The 19,070-nt window shown below is 69.3% G+C and carries 17 protein-coding genes; 11 read left to right on the plus strand and 6 right to left on the minus strand.

Features of this window, described 5'->3' with window-relative positions; translation table 11 throughout:
* Positions 1 to 154: 154 nt before the first annotated feature.
* Positions 155 to 1,930, plus strand: a complete 1,776-nt coding sequence (locus HUA76_RS07800) for a S8 family serine peptidase (protein WP_174460478.1) — start codon at positions 155 to 157, stop codon at positions 1,928 to 1,930.
* A 12-nt stretch (positions 1,931 to 1,942) separates the two neighbouring features.
* On the opposite strand, the gene HUA76_RS07805 is transcribed toward HUA76_RS07800, so the two are convergent.
* On the minus strand, positions 1,943 to 2,434 hold the full coding sequence (locus tag HUA76_RS07805; protein WP_174458147.1) for an anti-sigma factor: 492 nt from the start codon (positions 2,432 to 2,434) through the stop codon (positions 1,943 to 1,945).
* The gene (locus HUA76_RS07810) at positions 2,431 to 3,048 is read right to left on the minus strand and encodes an RNA polymerase sigma factor (RefSeq protein WP_174458148.1); all 618 of its coding nucleotides are present in this window, start codon (positions 3,046 to 3,048) and stop codon (positions 2,431 to 2,433) included. The genes HUA76_RS07805 and HUA76_RS07810 overlap by 4 nt, the downstream gene beginning before the upstream one ends.
* A 148-nt stretch (positions 3,049 to 3,196) precedes the next feature.
* Between HUA76_RS07810 and HUA76_RS07815 the strand changes: the two genes are divergently transcribed.
* Entirely contained in the window at positions 3,197 to 4,423 is a 1,227-nt protein-coding gene (locus tag HUA76_RS07815) for an acyltransferase (protein ID WP_174460479.1), read from the plus strand.
* 53 nt (positions 4,424 to 4,476) lie between these two features.
* On the opposite strand, the gene HUA76_RS07820 is transcribed toward HUA76_RS07815, so the two are convergent.
* Positions 4,477 to 4,767: a FruA-associating protein, FapA gene (locus HUA76_RS07820; protein ID WP_174458150.1), complete on the minus strand. Its 291-nt coding sequence runs from the start codon at positions 4,765 to 4,767 to the stop codon at positions 4,477 to 4,479.
* A gap of 141 nt (positions 4,768 to 4,908) precedes the next feature.
* Positions 4,909 to 5,955, minus strand: coding sequence for an NAD(P)-dependent alcohol dehydrogenase (locus HUA76_RS07825; protein WP_174460480.1), 1,047 nt, complete (start codon positions 5,953 to 5,955; stop codon positions 4,909 to 4,911).
* Between the two features lie 102 nt (positions 5,956 to 6,057).
* On the opposite strand from HUA76_RS07825, the gene HUA76_RS07830 reads away from it, so the two are divergent.
* Positions 6,058 to 6,993 (plus strand): LysR substrate-binding domain-containing protein, encoded by a 936-nt coding sequence (locus HUA76_RS07830; protein ID WP_174458152.1) that lies wholly within the window; start codon positions 6,058 to 6,060, stop codon positions 6,991 to 6,993.
* A 14-nt stretch (positions 6,994 to 7,007) separates the two neighbouring features.
* Here the strand turns inward: HUA76_RS07830 and HUA76_RS07835 are convergent, their stop codons facing one another.
* A complete protein-coding gene (locus tag HUA76_RS07835; protein WP_174458153.1) occupies positions 7,008 to 9,080 on the minus strand; it encodes a BTAD domain-containing putative transcriptional regulator in 2,073 nt (690 codons plus the stop codon).
* A 249-nt stretch (positions 9,081 to 9,329) separates the two neighbouring features.
* Here HUA76_RS07835 and HUA76_RS07840 point away from each other — a divergent pair, with 249 nt between their 5' ends.
* The 6 genes from HUA76_RS07840 (at position 9,330) to HUA76_RS07865 (ending at position 16,417) form a co-directional block, all read left to right on the plus strand.
* Positions 9,330 to 10,916 carry a bifunctional 3-(3-hydroxy-phenyl)propionate/3-hydroxycinnamic acid hydroxylase gene (locus HUA76_RS07840; protein WP_174460481.1) on the plus strand — a complete coding sequence of 529 codons (1,587 nt, stop codon included), beginning with the start codon at positions 9,330 to 9,332 and terminating at the stop codon, positions 10,914 to 10,916.
* 192 nt (positions 10,917 to 11,108) lie between these two features.
* Positions 11,109 to 12,251 carry a M4 family metallopeptidase gene (locus HUA76_RS07845; RefSeq protein WP_174458155.1) on the plus strand — a complete coding sequence of 381 codons (1,143 nt, stop codon included), beginning with the start codon at positions 11,109 to 11,111 and terminating at the stop codon, positions 12,249 to 12,251.
* Between the two features lie 3 nt (positions 12,252 to 12,254).
* A complete protein-coding gene (locus HUA76_RS07850; RefSeq protein ID WP_174460482.1) occupies positions 12,255 to 12,590 on the plus strand; it encodes a protealysin inhibitor emfourin in 336 nt (111 codons plus the stop codon).
* A gap of 64 nt (positions 12,591 to 12,654) precedes the next feature.
* Positions 12,655 to 13,053, plus strand: coding sequence for a BlaI/MecI/CopY family transcriptional regulator (locus tag HUA76_RS07855; protein ID WP_174460483.1), 399 nt, complete (start codon positions 12,655 to 12,657; stop codon positions 13,051 to 13,053).
* An 8-nt stretch (positions 13,054 to 13,061) separates the two neighbouring features.
* A complete protein-coding gene (locus HUA76_RS07860) occupies positions 13,062 to 14,654 on the plus strand; it encodes a transglycosylase SLT domain-containing protein (RefSeq protein WP_371823447.1) in 1,593 nt (530 codons plus the stop codon).
* 86 nt (positions 14,655 to 14,740) lie between these two features.
* Entirely contained in the window at positions 14,741 to 16,417 is a 1,677-nt protein-coding gene (locus tag HUA76_RS07865; protein WP_174460485.1) for a hypothetical protein, read from the plus strand.
* 6 nt (positions 16,418 to 16,423) lie between these two features.
* On the opposite strand, the gene HUA76_RS07870 is transcribed toward HUA76_RS07865, so the two are convergent.
* A complete protein-coding gene (locus HUA76_RS07870) occupies positions 16,424 to 17,068 on the minus strand; it encodes a TetR/AcrR family transcriptional regulator (RefSeq protein WP_174458160.1) in 645 nt (214 codons plus the stop codon).
* A gap of 72 nt (positions 17,069 to 17,140) precedes the next feature.
* On the opposite strand from HUA76_RS07870, the gene HUA76_RS07875 reads away from it, so the two are divergent.
* The gene (locus HUA76_RS07875; RefSeq protein WP_141642787.1) at positions 17,141 to 17,956 is read left to right on the plus strand and encodes an alpha/beta fold hydrolase; all 816 of its coding nucleotides are present in this window, start codon (positions 17,141 to 17,143) and stop codon (positions 17,954 to 17,956) included.
* Positions 17,957 to 17,999: 43 nt separating this feature from the next.
* Positions 18,000 to 19,010, plus strand: a complete 1,011-nt coding sequence (locus HUA76_RS07880; RefSeq protein WP_254614098.1) for a PHB depolymerase family esterase — start codon at positions 18,000 to 18,002, stop codon at positions 19,008 to 19,010.
* The last annotated feature ends 60 nt before the right edge of the window (positions 19,011 to 19,070 follow it).

Consider the following 19,070-nt stretch of genomic DNA (forward strand, 5'->3'; position numbering starts at 1 on the left):
GCCTGACAGGCCCGCGAGCGGCCGGACGGCCAGCGTGCTTAACTTGCGCCCGGGGACTGGGAAGCGATGTGCTCCCGTTCACCCCGGCCGATGCATCCACGCCGGCGCTGATGACGTACCTGTCCGCTGGCCGGGATGCGCAAGGAGAACGACGATGAAGCGTTGGGTCTGGCTCGGGTTGCTCGGTGGGGCGGTGGCGTGCACCAAGGTGCCAGAGCGTCCCCCCGTGGAGACCGAGGACGTTTGTCCTGGCACGGAGGAGATGTCGCTTCCCACGCGCTCACAGTCGTCGCTCGACGCGGAGGACGGCTCGGAGTCGGTGCTCATCACCTTCCGCCCCCGGGTGTCCGCCAGCGCCATGGCGAGCACCGACGCCTTCGCCGAGGACGCGCGACGCGTGGGGGCCCACGTCAGCCACCGCTTCCCCCGCATCAACACCATCGCCGCGAACGTGACGCCCGAGGCGCGCGCGGCGCTCGCCAACAATCCGGACGTGCTGAGGGTGGAGCCCAACCGCCCGGTGCACGCTTTCGGAATGCCGAGCCTCTCCCCTTCGCTGTGGCAGGGCGCGCTGCCCCCCAACACGCGAGGCTCCACTGGTGAATATACCGACGGCTTGAAGGCCGTGCAGGCGCCCAGGGTCTGGGATGCCAACAACGACGGTGAGCTGGATGTCGGCGCTCCGTCGGGCACGAACATCAAGGTCTGCATCATCGACAGCGGTTGGGACAGTCGGCACCCGGAGCTCGCGGCCGCGTACATTGGCGGCAAGGACTTCCTCGACGGAGACGACGAACCGCTGGACCAGGGCAAGGTGGACGGCGTGCTGCAGTGGGGCGGTGGTCACGGCATGCACACGGCGGCCACCATCGCCGCGCAGCTCGGCGCGGGCGCGCACGTGCGCCCCGGAGAGGAGCCCAACGGCGTGGCGGGCGTGGCGCCCACCGTGTCGCTGCTCGTCGCCCGTGTGCTGAACGTCAACGGTGACGGCAACACGGCGAACGTCATCGCCGCGATAGACTGGTGCGTGTCGCAGGGCGCGAACATCGCCTCGCTGTCGCTCGGGTCGATTGCCGACTCGGACGCGGAGAAGCTCGCCTTCGAGAAGGCGCAGGAAGCGGGCGTGCTGGCCATCGCGGCCACGGGCAACCGAGGCACCAACGAGACGTCCTATCCGGCTGGCTACGACACGGTGATTGCCGTGGGCGCGGTGGACTCCAACAGAGCCTGGGCGCCCTTCTCGCAGTACGGCGACTTCGTGTCGCTGGTGGGGCCGGGCGTGGGTGTGCTGAGCGCGACCATCGTCGGCGGCGCGCCGTACGGTGACGTCCAGGCCGCGGGGACGCGCTACGCCTCCGAGCCGCTGGAGTACACCGCCGTCGGCGTCTACACGGGGAAGATGGTGTACTGCGGCCTGGGCGAGCGCGTGTCCTCGTGCGGTCAGGGCGCCACCTGCGACGGGTTCGTGGCGTTGGTGGACCGGGGCGGTGGCATCCTGTTCCAGGAGAAGGCGCGCAACGCCATCCGCGCGGGCGCCAAGGCCATCATCATCGGCAACAACACCACCGAGGGTGGTGGGGGCTTCACGCTCACCGACCCCGCCGAGTACTGGGTGCCGACGACGGCCGTCACGCTCGCCTCCACCAACACCCTCAAGGGACTCGCGGGGCAGGACGTGACGGTGGACGTCTCCGGCCTGGACTACCTGCGGCAGTCGGGCACGTCCATGGCCACCCCGCACGTGGCCGGCGTCGCCGCGCTGGCGTGGAGCGCGTGCCCCGCGCTCACCAACGTCCAGTTGCGCGCGGTGCTTGAGGAGAGCGCGCACGATTTGGGCGACACCGGCAAGGACCAGAAGTTCGGCTATGGGCTGGTGCAGGCCTGGGACGCGGTGGAACTCGCGAAGCAGCGCTGCCCGCCCGCGCCGTGAGTCGCGCGGGGCTTAGTCCCCGCGCAGGGCCACCATGGGTGAGGCGATGAGGCACGCGCCCACCCGAGCCTCCAGCGCGGCGGCGGCGTCCTCGCACGCCTCCACGCCGGTGGCGACGATGAGCTCGCGGCTCCACGGCTCCTCCGTCGTGCCGCCGACGCCGGTTCCGCCCCGAGGAAGGCTGAGGCCCACGAAGGCCACGGCCGCCGCGGCGGCCATCGCCATCTTCCCCCAGTGTCGCCACTGTCCCTCGCGCCGCGCGTGACGCACGGGCGCCTGGGGCTCGTGGGCGAGTCGGGCCTCCAGCACGGCGAAGCTCAGCGCGGGCCGGGCGGGCTCGCGGCGCGCGCGCTGGGCCATCCACCCTCGCTCCAGTCGCTGCCACGCCAGCGCGTGTTTGCAGGCCGCGCAGCCTTCCGCGTGCGCGCGCACCCGCGCGGCGTCCTCCGGTGCCAGCTCTCCTGCCAGCAGCGCGTCCAGCTCGCTCTCGCGGCACGTGCTCATGGGCGTCCTCCTCCGACGTGCGCCGCCAGTTGCTCGCGCAGGCGCAGGCGCGCGCGGTGGATTTCGTTCTTCACCTTCGGCAGCGACCAGCCCATCACCGAGGCAATCTCCTCATAAGCAAGCCCGTGGTCGATGCGCAGCAGCAGCGCCGCCCGCCGCTCCGCGTGCAACATCCCCAGGGCCTCCGTCAAAAGCCCCGCCAGCTCCTGGTCCAACAAGAGGTCCTCCGGCGACGGCGTGGGCAGCACCGCCTCCACCTGGTGGGCGTGCTCCTCGTCCGCCACGTCCACGTGGACCCCCCGGGTGCGACGGGACTCCAGATAGACATGCCGGGCGATGCCCAGCAGCCACGAGCCCACCCGGTCCTCGTCGCGCAGCGCGCTCAGCCGCGCATGGGCGCGCACGAAGGTCTCCTGGGTGGCCTCGTCCGCGGCGGACTCGTCGCGCAGGAGGTCTCTCAAGAAACGCCAGACGCCCGGGGAGTGCCGCTCGAAAATCGTGCGGAAGGCAGCGGGGTCTCCCGTGCGCGCCCGGCGCAGCAGGCCTCGCTCCCCATCCGTGTCGGATGGAGGCGCACCCACCAGGACCATCTTCACCGCGGAGAGAAGAGCCACGGCTCCACGGTGTCACGAGTCGCCCGGGAGTTTCAGCGGCCCTGTCGAATCTGGATTCGCGAGGGTGTCACGCGTGCCCGCCTGGTCTTCTCCCGAGGGCCGGGAGCCAACCTTGTTGGGGAACTGGCGTTGTTGGTATGAGAATCCCATGTCTTCCGATTACGCCCGCCCGGACGCGGCTCCGGCGGCGCACGCTCCGCGTCTGCATGGGCATCTGCCCGTGCTCGACGGTGTGCGGGGCCTCGCGGTCCTGCTGGTCGTCTTCTTCCACACCACGCACTTGAGCGACCAGAGCGTCGCGGGGCGTGCCATCTGGTGGCTGGCCGGTGCGGGCTGGACGGGCGTGGACCTGTTCTTCGTCCTCTCCGGCTTCCTCATCACCGGCATCCTGTGGGAGGCGAAGGGGCAGACGTATTACTTCCGCAACTTCTATGCGCGCCGCGTGCTGCGCATCTTCCCGCTGTACTACGCGGCGCTGGCCGTCTCGTTCCTCGTCCTGCCGTCGCTGACGGGGCGGCTGAACCTGGACGAGCGCATCACCACGGACGGCGCCGTCTGGTACCTGCTCTACTTCTCCAACTTCTATCAACTCTTCATCGACACCACGCACCCCATCCTGGGCGTGGTGTGGTCGCTGGCGATTGAAGAGCAGTTCTACATCGTCTGGCCCTTCCTCATCGCCGCCGTCTCCTACAAGGGCGCCATCCGCCTGTGTCTTGGCACCATCGCCATGGCGGTGGCGGTGCGAGTGGGCCTCACGCTGTACGGTGCCAGCGAGGAGAGCACCTACGTGGTGACGTTCTGCCGCGTGGATTCGCTCGCGCTGGGGGCGCTGTTGTCGCTGGCGCTGCGACAGCCGGAGGGCAAGGGGCTGTCCGCCTTCCCGTGGATGCGCTGGGCGCCATGGCTGGCATTGCCCATTGTCGCGGCGGTGATTGTGCTGCCGGTGGGCCCGGCCTTCAAGACGGTGCTGCGCACCGGCGGCTACACGGCGGTGGGCATCCTCTACACGGTGCTGGTGTACCGCGTGGTGGCCGCGAAGCCGGGCACGCTCCTGCACCGCTTCTTCTCCAACCGCGTGCTCCTGATGTACGGCAAGTACAGCTATGCCATCTATCTGGTGCACTCGCCGCTGGATGCCATCCTCCGGCGCACCGTGTTGAAGACGCCGCTGAAGGAAGTGGGAGGCTCCGACTTCCCCATGCAGCTGCTCTTCTACGTCGTGGCCGCGTCGCTCTCGCTGGGAATCGCCCTGGTGAGCTGGAACCTCTTCGAGAAGCACTTCCTCAAGCTCAAGGACTACTTCCCGTACAGCGAGCGTCCGGCTCCGGCCCCGACTCCGGCCCCGAGCAGCACTCCGGGCGCCGCGAGCTGAAGCGGAAGTCGCGCGCGGGAGTCATTGCGTCCCGCGCGCCGTCGTGCGCGCCGTCAGTCCGGCTGGATGAGCGCCTTGGCGACGAGCAGGGCCCACGCCTCGGCGGAGTCCAGTTCCGCGCGGGCGCCGCAATAGCGGTCCATGCTCTCGTCGGAGCCGTCTCGCAGGAAGATGGCGTCATGCAGCTCGCGCTGCGCACGGCTGAGCCAGAGGCTCGCCTGGAGTCGCAGCTTGGCCGCCGCGTGGGGGTCCTTCAGCGACTGACCAGGCGTCAGCAGCTCATGCTCTTCGGGATACAGCACCGTCATCTTGTTGTAACCGGCATGCTCAAGTGTCGTAGTCATGGTTTGAGAATGTGAACCGAGCGCCGAGCAGGCACCTGTCCGCTCGGGCAGGTGTCTGTCTTGTAGCGAGCACACGGCGCCCAGAAGCCATCCAGAGCGGAAACTTCCGGACGGTGCGAATTCTGTGCGCCGCGTCAGGCTTTACTTCAGGCTCTTCATGTCGATGACAAACCGGTATTTCACGTCACCCTTGAGAAGCCGGGTGTAGGCGTCATTCACCTGCTGGATGGGAATAACCTCCACGTCGGAGACGACGCCGTGCTCACCGCAGAAGTCGAGCATGTCCTGGGTTTCCTGGATGCCGCCGATGCTGGAGCCGGAGAAGTTGCGGCGCTGGCCGATGAGGGCGAAGGGCTGGACGGGCAGCGGCTTCTCCGGGACGCCGACGAGGACGAGGCTGCCGTCGATGCGCAAGAGGCGCAGGTACGCGTTGATGTCGTGGGCCGCGGAGACGGTGTCGAGCACGAAGTCGAGCGTGCCCTCGCGCGCCTTCATCTCCGCCTCGTTGGAGGAGACGACGACTTCATGGGCGCCCAGGCGCAGCGCGTCCTGCTTCTTCTTGTCGGTGTGGCTGAAGACGATGACGTGCGCGCCGAAGGCCCGAGCGAACTTCACGCCCATGTGTCCCAGTCCGCCCAGGCCGACGACGCCCACGCGCTGACCGGCCTTCACGTTCCAGTGCTTCAACGGAGACCAGGTGGTGATGCCCGCGCACAGGAGCGGCGCGGCGGCGGCCGGGTCCAGGTTCTCCGGGACGCGCAGGACATAGGCCTGGTCGACGACGAGCGCGCTGGAGTAGCCGCCCTGGGTGGGCTGCTGGCTTTCGCGCTCCCGCGAGTTGTACGTGTAGGTCGGCCCGCGCTCGCAGTACTGCTGGAGGCCCTGCTTGCAAGCATGGCAGGTGCGGCAGGTGTCGACCATGCAGCCGACGCCGACGGAGTCGCCGACCTTGAACTTCTTCACGTTGGCGCCGACGCGCGTGACGCGGCCGATGATTTCGTGGCCGGGGACCATGGGGAAGATGGAGCCGCCCCACTCGTCGCGGGCCTGGTGGAGGTCGGAGTGGCAGATGCCGCAGTACTGGACGTCGAACTGGACGTCGTCGGGGCCGGGCTCGCGGCGCTCGAAGTTGAAGGGGGCCAGCGGGGACTTGGCGTCCTGGGCGGCGTATCCGAGAACGGGAATCATGGGAGGTCCTTGATGGGGGTGAGCGAACGCATGGAATATGCGCGGGGCCCCCCATTCGCGAAACCAGTGGAATCAGGACACGTCATGTAGAAAAACTTCGCAATGGCCTTCACCCCGCTGAACGCGCTGAACGCATTCCTCGCCGTGGCCCGCAGGCGCAGCTTCGCGGCGGCGGCGGCGGACCTGGGCGTTTCCTCCTCCTCGTTGAGCCAGTCCGTCCGCCAGCTCGAGGCGCGACTGGGCGTGGCGTTGCTGACTCGCACCACCCGCAGCGTGGCGCTCACCGAGTCGGGGCGTCGGCTGATGGAGAGCGCGGGTCCGTCGGTGGACCAGGCGCTGGCGGCGCTGAAGGTGGCGGCGGCCCAGCCCGGCGAGGTGACGGGGCTGGTGAAGCTCACCGTGCCGACCGTGTCCGTGAGCCACGTCGTCGCGCCGGTGCTGACGCGCTTCCTGGCCCGCCATCCCCGCGTGGAGGTGGAGCTGCGCGTCGAGGACTCCATGGTGGACATCGTCTCCGAGGGGCTGGATGGCGGCATCCGCTTCTCCGAGTCCCTGGAGCGGGACATGGTGCAGGTGCGCCTGTCGGAGGGCTTCCGCTTCGTGGTGGTGGGCTCGCCCGCATACTTCAAGCGCCGCGGTGTCCCAGAGAAGCCGCGCGACCTGCTGACGCATGACTGTCTTTGCATCCGCTCCGGCACCACCGGGGCGCTCTATCAATGGGAGCTGGAGCGCGGCGCGCGGAGCTGGCGCGTCCCCGTGCGGGGGCCGCTGGTCACCTCGAACCACCACGCGTTGATGGAGCTGGCCGAGTCGGGGGTGGGCTTGATGTATGCCTTCGAGCCGGAAATTGCGGACCGGGTGAAGCGGGGCGTGCTGCGCATCGCGCTGGAGTCCTATGCGGCCCACGTGGATGGCTTCTTCCTCTACTTCCCCAGCCGCTCCCACGTGTCCCCCGCGTTCCGCGCCTTCGTGGACGTGGCGCGCGAGGTGACCTCGGAGCCGCGGGCTTCCGAGTCGCGTCCCTCGCGCACCCGCTAGCCCGGCGGGGGAGCTCAGGCGCTGGGGATGCCCCGGGCGCGGGCCCTGACACGGGCGGCTTCCTCGAAGGCGCCGGCTTCCTCCAGCGCGGTGGCGGCGCGGAAGTACAGCAGCGCGGCCTCCATGTGTCGGAAGGCGGAGGCCTCCGCGTTGGCGGCGGCGACGAGGTAGGGCGCGGCGCGCTCCGGCTCCTTGCCCTCCAGCCAGTGCTGCGCGACGACGACGGGGGCGGCCTTGCGCTGCTCCAGCGCGCTGGCCAGCCTGCGATGGAGCAGGGGAATCAGCGACGGGGGAATCGTCTCCCGCACCACCTCGAAGAGCAGGTCATGGGTGAAGCGCTCTCCGCGCAGGATGTGCGCCGCCTCCAGCTCGGAGACGTGCGCGGCGAGCGTCAGCGGCGTCATCTCCAGGACTTCGACGGCCAGCTCCAGCTCGAAGGACGTCTTCGCGAGCGCCGCCAGCCGGGCGACTTGAAGCGCCTGGGGGGACAGCCGCTCCAATCGCTGTTGAATCAAGTCCCGGCCCCGGCCGGAGGGGTGGATGTGTTCGGGCCAGCCCCGCTCCAGCCCGCCCGACTCCAGCAGGTGGCGCAGCGCCTCCATGATGAACAGGGGATTGCCGCCCGTGTAGCGCATCACGTTGTCCGTCAGGCTCTCCGCGCCCGCCAGCTCCAGGCTCCCCAGCAGCGAGCCCACCGCGTCCGTCTGCAGTGGCTCCAGCTCGATGACGATGGCGAGCCCCGCCTCCACCAGTTGCTGGATGCAGGCGACGGCCACCGGGGACAGCTCGCCCTTGCGGAAGGTGTCCACGAAGTGGGGGAAGGCGCCCCCCGGCTGCGTGTCGTGGCGACGCGACAGCATGAGCAGGGCGAACTCCGCGGTGGCCGCGTCCATGTACTGCAAGTCATCCGCGACGATGGCGTCCAGCCCGGCGCACAATTGGTAGACAACCTGACAGTTGGCTTCCAGGAAGCGGCTGCGGTCCGCCTCGTCCACCATGGGCGAAGGCAGTCCCTCCGGGCCGGCCAGGTCTGGCATCAGTCGCGCCAGCTCGCGGCGCACCCACGGCTCCAGCTTGGGGTCCGGACGCCGGGCCAGAATCTGTCGCAACAGCCGCACGTGCGTGGAGTAGGCCACGTGCATCTCTCCGGGGCGCGACTCCAGGATGAGGTGGTTGCCTCGCGAGGCGGCGAAGTCATGCGCCAGCCGCGTCTTTCCCACCCCGGGCTCGCCGCTGAGGAAGATGGTCAGCCCCGCCGCCCAGGCCTCCTCCATCCGCGCCCACTCCCGCTCGCGCCCCACCAGCACGGGCGGACGCAGCACGGACAGGGGCAGCTTCGCCGCCAGCGCGCGCGGGGCGTGGGACGCGGTGGGGCCCCGCTCGATTTCCCGCGCCAGCGCCACCGTCTGCGGCAGGGGCTGCGTGTCCAGCTCCTCGCGCAGCAGGCGACGACAGCGCTCGAAGGCGTTGAGCGCGGCCATCCGGTCTCCGGACACGTAGTGCAGCCGCATCAGCCTGCGCCACGCCTCCTCCGAATACGGGTCCATGCCCAGCAGCTTCTCCGCCAGCACGAGCGCGCCGGACAGGTCCCCCGCGCGCTCGCGGGCCTCCGACTCCGCGGACGCGGCCCGCCGGCGCAGCTTGTCCAGCCGCTCCCGCGCGCTCTCCAGCCACGCTTGGAACTCCGGGCAGTCGTCGAACTCCAGCGCGGCCAGCAGCACGCCCTCCTGCTCCAGCACGCGCGCGTGGCGCCCGGCCAGGGCATGGGCCTGGAGTTGAGAGGCGTCAATGGTGATGCCTTCCACCAGCGACAGCACATCCCCGCCCTGCACCAGCTCCGCGCCCGTGGACAGACGCAGCCGGCGCAACAGCTGTCGCATGTTGTTTCGGGCGGTGACTTCGCTGGACTCGGCCCACAGCAGGCCCGCGAGACGGTACTTCGGGTGCGGGCCTTCCAATGCCAACCACGCCAGCACCGCGGCGGTGCGGCGCTCCAGGGGCAGGTGTGCGCCGTCGTGCCGCAGGCGCGCTTCGCCGAGCAGCTCCAGATGAAAGACTTGCGTCTTCACCGCGTCGTCGCCTGCCATGGCCTCCGGAGTTCCAAGAATGAGAGAGCGCGTTTCGCGTAACGTAACACGTCGCACCCGATGCTCCCTCACGGGTAGGGATGACCCCAGGCAGGGTCCGAGGTACCGCCTGCTTTCCCTCTCGAATTTCCAGGACACGGCAGCTCGCCGTCACGAACGGACGACGTTGCGAAACCTTTCGTGCGGTCACACCCTGGTCACACCTCATTCGTTATTGATTGCTCCAGACTGAATGGACCGGGGGCTCTCATGGTTTGTGACAAGCAGCAGGCCGACATGGAGGTTGATGTCATCATCAGCGGCTGCGGTCCCGTGGGAGCCCTGACATGCAATCTGCTGGGCTCCCTGGGCGTGCGGACGCTGGTGCTGGAGCAGGACCTGGCGCCGCATGGACAGCCGCGCGCCTTCTCCTGCGATGACGAGGCGTTGCGCATCTACCAGTCCACGGGCCTGGGCGCCGAGCTGCAGAAGGACATGCGGGAGAACCGGTTCGCCGAATACGTGGGTGAGACGGGCAAGCGCTTCGCGGAGGTGCACACCGGCTCGGCGGATTTCGGCTTCGGCTACTCGCCGCTGTGGTTCTTCCACCAGCCGAAGGTGGAGGGGGTGCTGCGCGAGGGCATGGGGCGCTTCCCCCACGTGAAGCTCCAGGTGGGCGCGAGCGTGGAGAGCCTGGAGCAGGACGCGGCGGGCGTGACGGTGCGCTACCAGCTCTTGCAGACGGGCGAGACGCGCACGGTGCGCGGGCGTTACTTGCTGGCGTGCGACGGCGCGCGCAGCGGCGTGCGCAAGGCGCTGGGCATCAAGATGTCGGGGCGGGCCTACGGGGAGCCCTGGCTGGCGGTGTCCGGCTCGGTGGAGGGTGACGCGCCGGAGCTGTGCCGCTTCGTGTGCGACCCCAAGCGCCCCGCCTTCGTCGCGACGGGCGCGGTGGGCCAGTTCCGGTGGGAGTTCATGCTGATGCCGGGCGAGACGCGCGAGGAGATGGAGCGGCCGGAGACCATCAAGAAGCTCCTGGCGCCCTACATCGACCCCGAGCGCGTCCACGTGGAGCGCGCGCAGGTCTACACGTTCCACTGCCTCAACGCGGCGCGCTGGCGGGACGGCAACGTCTTCCTGCTGGGTGACGCGGCGCACACCATGCCGCCCTTCATGGGTCAGGGGCTGGTGTCCGGCATGCGCGACGCGTCCAACCTCGCGTGGAAGATTCAGCGCGTCGTCCGGGGCCTGGCGCCGGCGTCGCTCCTGGACACCTACGAGGAGGAGCGTCGCCCGCACGTGGAGGCGGTGCAGAAGCTGTGCGTGCGAGTGGGCCATCTCTTCCTCGCTCGCAACCGCTGGGTGGCGGGTGCGCGCGACATGGTGATGCGCGCGCTGCAGCGCATCCCCCGGGTGCGCCGCTTCATCCAGGGCTTCGAGTTCAAGCAGCCGCCGATGCACGAGCGCGGCTACTACCTGGGCGGCGGGCACGCCTCGGAGTCTGCGGAGGGCACGTACTTCATCCAGCCCAAGGTGCGGTTGCAGTCCGGCAAGGAGGTGCTGCTGGACGACGCCATCGGCAACGACTTCGCGGTGTTGTGCCGGGCCAACGCTCCCTCCGCGCAGGTGGCGGCGGCGCGCGGGCTGGCGGAGGCCCTGGGTGCGCGGCTGCTCGCCGTCCAGTCGTCGGGCGCGGACGGGAGCGAGGTCCCCGCGGTGGAGGACATCACCGGGAAGCTGGGCGACTGGTTCTCGCGCCATGACTCGGACGTGGTGGTGCTGCGGCCGGACCGCTTCGTCTTCGGCGCGGTGAAGGCGGAGCGCCTGCCGGAGCTGCGCGACGCGCTGGGGGTGTGACGGACCCTCGCCCGCGTGCCTCGTGGATATCCGAGGGGTGCGCGGGCCCCCCGTCCCACGGGGGCGCGGTGTGGCGCGACGCGCGTCGCAGGCAGGGCGTGGGAGCGCGGGAAGACAGTGGGTGCCCGAGTGCTCGACGCGACGCCGAGGTCCCTACCTTCAGGGCTGAGACGCTCATGAGGGGGGACCTCGATGACGACGCGCGGCACGCGGCACATTCATTCCATTCATTGCATCCTGCCTCCGTATCTCCTGCGCTCCATCGCGGAGAACGGCACGCCGCAGCAGCGCGTGAAGGCCCTGCACACCGTGGCCACGGACAGCACCTTCCGGGCGCTGCGCTTCGCGGGAGGTCGGGTGGCCGCCTCCGCGTCATCGGTCCGCCGGATGCCGGCGATGATGGTGGAGTCCCAGCGACAGCGGAGCATCTACGACTTGAAGGGCGAGGAGGCCTTCCCCGGGACGCTGGTGCGCTCGGAGGGGCAGGGGCCGTGTGGAGACACCGCGGCCGATGAAGCCTTCGAGGGCCTGGGCGCCACGTATGACTTCTTCTGGGAAATCCTCGGGCGCAACTCCATCGACGGGGATGGAATGCCCTTGCAGGCGTATGTCCATTACGGGCGGGACTACGACAACGCCTTCTGGGACGGGCGTCGCATGGTGTTCGGCGACGGGGATGGTGAGTTGTTCAATCGCTTCACCATCGCCCTGGATGTCATCGCGCACGAGCTCGCCCACGGCGTGACGGAGGATGAAGGGCCGCTGTGGTACTTCCGGCAGGCGGGCGCGCTGAACGAGTCGATGTCGGATGTCTTCGGCTCCCTGGTGAAGCAGCGGCTGCTCGGCCAGACGGTGGACCAGGCGGACTGGCTCATCGGAGCGGGGCTGCTGGCGGAGGAGGTGGAGGGCACGGCCCTGCGGTCCATGAAGGAGCCCGGGACGGCCTTCGACGACGACGTGCTGGGCAAGGACCCGCAGCCCGGACACATGCGCGACTACGTGAACACGTGGGAGGACAACGGCGGGGTGCACATCAACTCAGGCATCCCCAATCGGGCGTTCTGCCTGACGGCCATGAGCCTGGGAGGCAGCGCGTGGGAGCGCGCGGGACGCATCTGGTACGAGGCCATGAGGGACCCGCGCATCATGCCGGACACGAACTTCTCCGACTTCGCGCGCATCACCGTCATGGCCGCCACCCGGCTGTATGGCGCGGGCAACGAAGAGGCGGCCGTGAAGGAGGCCTGGGAAGAGGTGGGCATCCGCGTCTCGCGCGACAGGGTGTCCATCCCTCAGTGGGGGCCGGGTGGTGGTGGCGTCCAGCCGGGAGCCTGAGCCGTGTCGCGTGACAGCGTTCGCATCGAGCTCTCACAGGAGGGAGGGCTCGCCGCCTTCCCGGGGCTCGCTCGCCCGAGGAGCGTGGAGCTGGGCGAGCTTCCCGCCGAGCAGGCGGAGGCGATTGAACAGGGGCTGCGCGACGCGCGCTTCCATGAGCTGCCGTCCGTGGTGGAGGGCTCCCGCTCGAGAGGCGCCGACCAGCGCCAGTACACCCTCACCGTGGAGGAGGGGACGCGGCGACACTCCGTGAGGCTGGTGGAGCCCGTGGAGGACCCCCACCTGCGCGAGCTGCTGTCCCTGGTGAAGCGCGCCACGCGCCGCCGCGGTGGATACTAGAACTAAGGGCTTAGTTGACGAAGAACTAAGGTCTTAGTAGTAATGCTGGCCACGGAGGACACCCATGGCCAGACAACCCGAGCCCGAGGCGCCCCGGCCGTTGACGCCGGTGGAGCTCGAGCTGATGCACATCGTGTGGAAGCAGGGCGAGGTGAGCGTGGCGGACGTGCTGGCCGCGCTGCCGGCGGAGCGCGCGCTGGCGTACACGTCCGTCTCCACCGTGCTGCGCATCCTGGAGCAGAAGGGCGTGGTGATGAGCCGCAAGCAGGGGCGGGGACACCTGTACTCGGCCACGCTGCCGCGCGAGACGTATGAGGCGCAGAGCCTGCGCCACCTGGTGGACACCGTCTTCGATGGAACCCCGTCCGCGCTCGTGGCGCGACTGGTGGAAGCAGTGCCGCTGGCGCCCGACGAGGTGGAGCAGATCCGCAAGCTGTTGAAGGGCAAGGCGGGCAAGTCGTGAGCGGGCTCGTGTCCTTCTATCTCGCGGTGGCGCTGCTGCTGCCGGTGGCGTTGCTGCTCGCGTGGGGGGCGCTGGCGCTCCTGGCGCGGCTGGGATGGCCGCTGTCCGCGCGGCAGGCGCTGCGGGTGGGACGCGGGGCACTGGCCCTGGTGCTCCTGCTGCCGCTGCTCGCGATGGGGGCGCGGGCGCTGACTCCCGCGGGGCCACTGTTCACTTTCGAGCGCTCGGTGGCGCGACAGGCGGAGCGGCTTCCCTCCACGGTGTGGACGGGGGGCGCGAATGTCTCCGTGCCCGTGGCTCGTGGAACTGCCTCCATGCCTGCATCCATCTGGATGCTGTTGTCACTGGGTTGGTTGTCTGGAGCGGGGCTCTTCATCGGGCGGGCGCTCGTGCGTCATGGGCGACTGTTGCGTCGACTGGAGGCGCTGCCCCGGGTCCGCTCGGTGGGGCGCGTGGTGGTGGTGCTCGGTGAGGAAGGGACTCCGGCGTTCTCCGCGTGGTTCCCTCGTTGGGGACGGCGTCCGTGCGCGTGGGTGGTGGTGCCTCCCGCGCTGCTGGAGGACGCGGAGTCGTTCCGGCTCACCGTGCTGCATGAGCTTCAGCACCACCGTCAGCGCGACACGCACCTGGCCCTGGGGCGACTGGTGCTCACGGGGGCCTTCTTCTGGCATCCGGCGGCGCATGGGTTGTCGGCGTGGCTCGCGTCGCTCCAGGAGCTCGCCTGTGACGAGGCGTTGGTCGCGAGCGGCCGTGCCCAGGCCCAGGCCTATGCGCGCTGTCTGCTCCAGGCGGCGCTGCGTCTCCCGGGCGCTCCGCCCGTTCCCGCCGGTGCCACCGGCATGTCTCATCCCACGCAGAGGAGAATCCACATGCTGTTCCAGCCGCGTCCCCGCCGCACCCATGCCGTCCCCGCGCTGCTCGCCGCGCTGTCCCTGCTGTTGCTTCCCGTGGCCGTCCTGGCGCAAGGCGCGGCGCGTGGCCGCGCGGTGACGCAGGCCGATGCGGAGGCGCTCGCTCGGACGAGTCAGCCTCGGGGGGATTTGCCCATCGTGGTGGATGCGAAGGTGGTGGAGCACCTCAACCGCCTGGTCGGCACCGACAAGGGCCGCGCGTTCATGAAGCGGGCGCTGGAGAACCTGGGGACGCACCGGGCCGCGCTGACGGCGACGCTGCGCTCGAAGGGGCTGCCCGAGGGGCTGCTGGCGGTGGCGGTGGTGGAGTCGGCGGTGACGAACATGCCGGAGACGGATGGTCGGCCGTCACTCGCGCCCGGAATGCGTGGGGCGGGCGTGTGGATGTTCATCCCGGAGACCGCGCGTCGCTATGGGTTGGAAGTGAGCGCGGCGCGTGACGAGCGACTGGACGTGGCGCGTGAGACGCAGGCCGCGTCGGCCCTGCTGTCTGACTTGCATGCGCGCTATGGCGACTGGCGATTGGCGCTCGCGGCGTACAACCAGGGTGAGAAGAAGGTGGACCAGGCACTGACCGAGGGTGCCAGCCGCGATGTGACGGCGCTCATCGCGGGCGGTCACCTCAATGACTACGTGGCCACCGTGCAAGCCGGACTGCTCATTGTCCGCAATCCGCATCTGTTGGACTGAGGTGCCGGGCCCGCGTGTCGCGGGGCCTCACGGGATTCGATATGGCGCGCTATAAGGTGCGCGCTCTCGCTGGTCCCGGGGTCCACATGCGAAGACGCATCGTGTCTGGAGTCTGTCTCGCCACCTGGTCGTTCTGTGTCCTGTCCGCCTGTGCTTCCACGTCCTCTGGAAGCGCGGCTCCCAGCAGCGTGAAGCCTGAATGTGGCGAGGCGCCACGGGGGCTCGAGGCGCTGCTCAAGCCCGGTGGGCTGGTCCTCTTCGGAGAGATGCATGGCACCGAGGAGGTGCCCCGCTTCGTGGGCGACGTCGCGTGCCACGCGTCCGTCCAGGGGCTGGCGGTTCGCGTGGGGCTCGAGATTCCCTCGGAGGAGCAGGGCCCGCTGGACGCCTTCCTGGCGGAGGATGACGCCCAGAAGAGCCAGGCGGACCTGTTGCTGCGCCCCTTCTGGATGCGGGATGTCCAGGATGGGCGCAGCAGCAAGGCGATGCTCCAGTTGTTGAGCCGGCTGCGCGAGCTGCGTCGCTCCGGCGCGAAGCTCACCGTCGTCGCCTTCGACGTCGCGAAGAGCGCGGACCGGGACGGTGAGATGGCGAAGAACCTCCTCGCCGCCCTCTCGAAGGGCGCGGAGGACCTCACGCTGGTGCTCGCGGGCAACCTCCATGTGCGGCTCGAGAAGGGCACGCCGTGGGATGCGAACTACACCCCCATGGGCTGGCACCTCGCCCAGGCGAAGCTCCCGGTGACGTCGCTGAACAACAGCTACACCGGTGGCAGTGCCTGGGTCTGTATGGGCCAGAACGCCGTGTGCTCGGCGTACCCGATGAAGGGGAAGGACAAGGGCGAGCGTCCGTTCGTCGAACACGCGGCCTCCGTCGAGAATGGCTATCACGGCATCTTCCACGTGGGCGCCATCACTGCCTCCCTGCCCGCGGTGGAGTCGAAGCAGGGCGCGGGCATCAATGTCCAGGTGGTGTCGCTGCGCGCCCAGGGCGACGCGGCCTATGACGCGAAGCAGTTCGCGCAGTGCGCGAAGCACTTCGCCGAGGCGGCCCGGGTGGACTCCTCGAAGGCCGCGTCCGACGCCTACAACGAGGCCTGCTGCCACTCCCTGGCCAAGGACTCGGACGCGGCCATCACCGCGCTCCAGCGCGCGGCGAAGCATGGGTATTCGAACTGGCAGCATGTCCGGCGCGACGAGGACCTCGCCCCGCTGCGTGCGGACGCGCGCTGGGCCCCGCTGATGGCCCAGGTGAGGGCGAACCTGATGGCCGCGGCGCCTCCTGGTACCAACGCGGAGCTGTATGGCCTCTACCTGGATGACCAGGACGACCGACAGGATGAGTCAAAGATAGACTGGGCGGTGGTCGGTCCCCGGGACGTGAAGCGCCTGGCCCGCGCTCGCCAGCTCCTGGAGGAGGGCAAGGTCCAGAGCGCGAAGGACTCCTTCCACGCCGCGCTGCTCTTCCACCACGGCAAGGATGTGGCGGACTTCAAGCGCGCGCACACGCTCTTGCTCAAGGCCGTGGAGCTCGACCCGAAGGACGGACTGGCTCGCTGGCTCACCGCCGCCGCCGAGGACCGGCTGTTGACCCAGCAGGGCAAGCCGCAACGCTACGGAACCCAGCGTGAGCAGGTGAACGGGAAGTGGCGACTCGTCCCGGTCGACCCCTCGGTCTCGGACGAGGAGCGCGCGAAGTGGGGCGTGCCGCCGCTGAAGAAGTTGCAGACGGAGGTGGAGGCCGCGAACGCGACCCCTCCGTGAGTCCCCTCACCGCGCCGCGCCATCTCCCAGCATGCGCAGCGCCAGCTCCGCGTGGAGCTCCGAGAGGGTCTCCACGTCGAGCGCGCCGCCTTGCTCGTACCAGTAGGGCAGGCGCACGCCCATCGCGGAGATGGCGGCGGCGGTGACGCGGGGATGGGGCGGCGAGAAGCTCTTCTGCGCCACCCCGCGCTCGATGACCTCCGCCAAAAGCGCGGCGGACTTGTCCCGCAGCGCCACCGCCGGCGCGGCCAGCTCCGGCGTCAACGCGTACAGCTCCTCGTTCACCACCACCGCGAGCTGGGGATGCAGCGCATGCGTTCGCGTGTGCGCGCGGACCAGCGCTCGCACCTGCTGCCTCGGCTCGGGTGCTGATTCCTTCAGCGCCGTCTGGAGCGCCTCGTGGTGCGCCTCATGACCAATGCGCACCAGCTCCGCGAGCACGTGCTCCTTCGAGGCGAAGTGCGCGTACAGCGCGCTCGGCTGCAGCTCCAGCACCTTGGCCAAATCGCGGATGGATGTGTCGTGGTAGCCGCGGCTCGCGAAGAGCTGGAGCGCCGTCTCCAGGATTCGACGTCGGGTGCCGTCCGACGGAGCTGACGGCGGGAGGCTCGCCGGCTGGGCGCGGAGCCGAGAGCGAGTGGGTGTGCTCATGTGGGTTCTTGTTAAACGAACGTTCGTTCAGATAGGGTGGGCCAACGTTACTTCCGCGCCTGGAGTTCGAGGATGTCCACGTTGCAGCTCGAAGGCTTCACTCTCCACTACGAAGAGTCGGGTCAGGGCATTCCTGTGTTGCTGCTTCACGGGCTCGGCTCCTCCGGAGTCGACTGGGAGCTGGTAACGCCACGGCTGGTAAACGGTTACCGACTCGTTGTCCCGGATGCGCGGGGCCACGGTCGCAGCGGTCGGCCGGCTGGTGCCTACGGGGTGCCGCTCTTCGCCCGGGATGTGGCCGCGCTCTGCGACGCGCTCGGCCTGAAGCAGGTGCACGTCATCGGCCTGTCGATGGGCGGGATGATGGGCTTCCAGCTCGCGGTGGATCGGCCGGACCTGGTGCGCAGCCTGGTCATCGTCAACAGCGGCCCGGAGCTCGTCGCCCGCACGGTGCGGCGCAAGTTCGACTTCGCGCTGCGGCTGACGCTCCTGCGCTTCCTGGGTCCCAAGGCCCTGGCCAAGGTGCTGGCTCCGAAGCTGTTCCCCAAGCCGGAGCAGGAGGTGCTCCGTCAGCGCGCCATCGCCACGTTCTCCGCCAATGACCCGGATGCCTACCTGCGCGCGACGCGCGGACTGTTGGGCTGGAGCGTCATGGCGCGGTTGAAGGACGTCACCTGTCCTGTGCTCGTGCTCCACTCCGAGCGCGACTACACGCCGCTGTCCGCGAAGCAGGCCTATGTGGACCTGCTGCCCCAGGCGCGGCTCCACGTGCTGGCGGACTCCGGCCATGCCGCTCCGCTGGACCAGCCCGGTCCGCTCACCGACGCCGTGGAGGACTTCCTCCGTGCCGTCGATAGCGATGCACCCGGCACCTCGCTCGGCGCCTGAGCCGAGCAGCGAACCCGAGCTCCACAACCCAGGAGGCTGGACGATGTCGATGCATCGACGTGGTGTCGCACTCTCGCGGTCGCTGTTTGTACTCACGGTGTTGCTGGTGCTCTCCACGGGAGCACCCGCGTACGCCGGCTCGTGGGTCCATGGCAACTATGTGGGCGCATGGGGAGCCCGGGGCTACCAACTCTGGGTTCCCACTGGCTACCAACCGGGGACACCGCGCCCCCTGCTGGTAGCGCTACACGGCTGTCTCCAGAACCCGGACCAGTTCGCGGGACTGACGCGCCTGAACGAGAAGGCGGATGCGGAGGGCTTCCTCATCCTCTATCCGAACCAGGCGACGTTCGTGAACGCGACGCAGTGCTGGAACTTCATGCTCGGCAACAACCAGGAGCGCGGCACGGGCGAGCCGTCGCTCATCGTCGGCATGGTGGAGTTGATGAAGCAGCGCTACTCGGTGGACGCGCGCCGCGTCTACGTGGGCGGCGTGTCCGCGGGCGGCGTGCTCACGACGACGCTGATGTCCTGCTACTCGGATGTGTTCGCCGCGGGCATGGTGGGAGCGGGCGCCATGTACAAGGCGGCCACCACGGTGTCCGGCACGGCCTTCGCCATGCTCTTCGGCAGCATCTACTCGCCGGATGACAAGGGGAAGGACGCGTGGGTCTGCTCGGGCCGGCCGCGTCGCACGGTGCCGGTGCTCGTGGTGCACGGCACCGAGGACAGCGTCGTCAATCCCCTCAACGGCGAGCAGGCCGTGAAGCAGTTCCTCCAGACGAGCGACTACGGCGATGACGGCGTGGCCAATGACAGCGTCAAGGGCACGCCGACGAGCACGCGGACCTTGAGCGTCCCCGGTGGCCGTACCTACGTCGTGAAGGACTACGTCTACGGCGGTGAGCTGGTGGCCCAGAAGTACGAGATTCGCGGCATGGACCACGCGTGGCCGGGAGGCAATGCGAGCTACCCCTTCGCCGACCCGGCCGGCCCCGACGCCACCACGTTCATGTGGGACTTCTTCAAGCAGCACGCGCTCGACCTGCCGTAGCCGCGCGGGACTTCCACCCGCGCTCCTCGAGCGTCGATGAGGAGCGCGGGCCTTTTCCGA

The organism is Myxococcus sp. CA056 (genome assembly GCF_013336715.1).
GTDB classification, from domain to species: Bacteria; Myxococcota; Myxococcia; order Myxococcales; family Myxococcaceae; genus Myxococcus; species Myxococcus llanfairpwllgwyngyllgogerychwyrndrobwllllantysiliogogogochensis.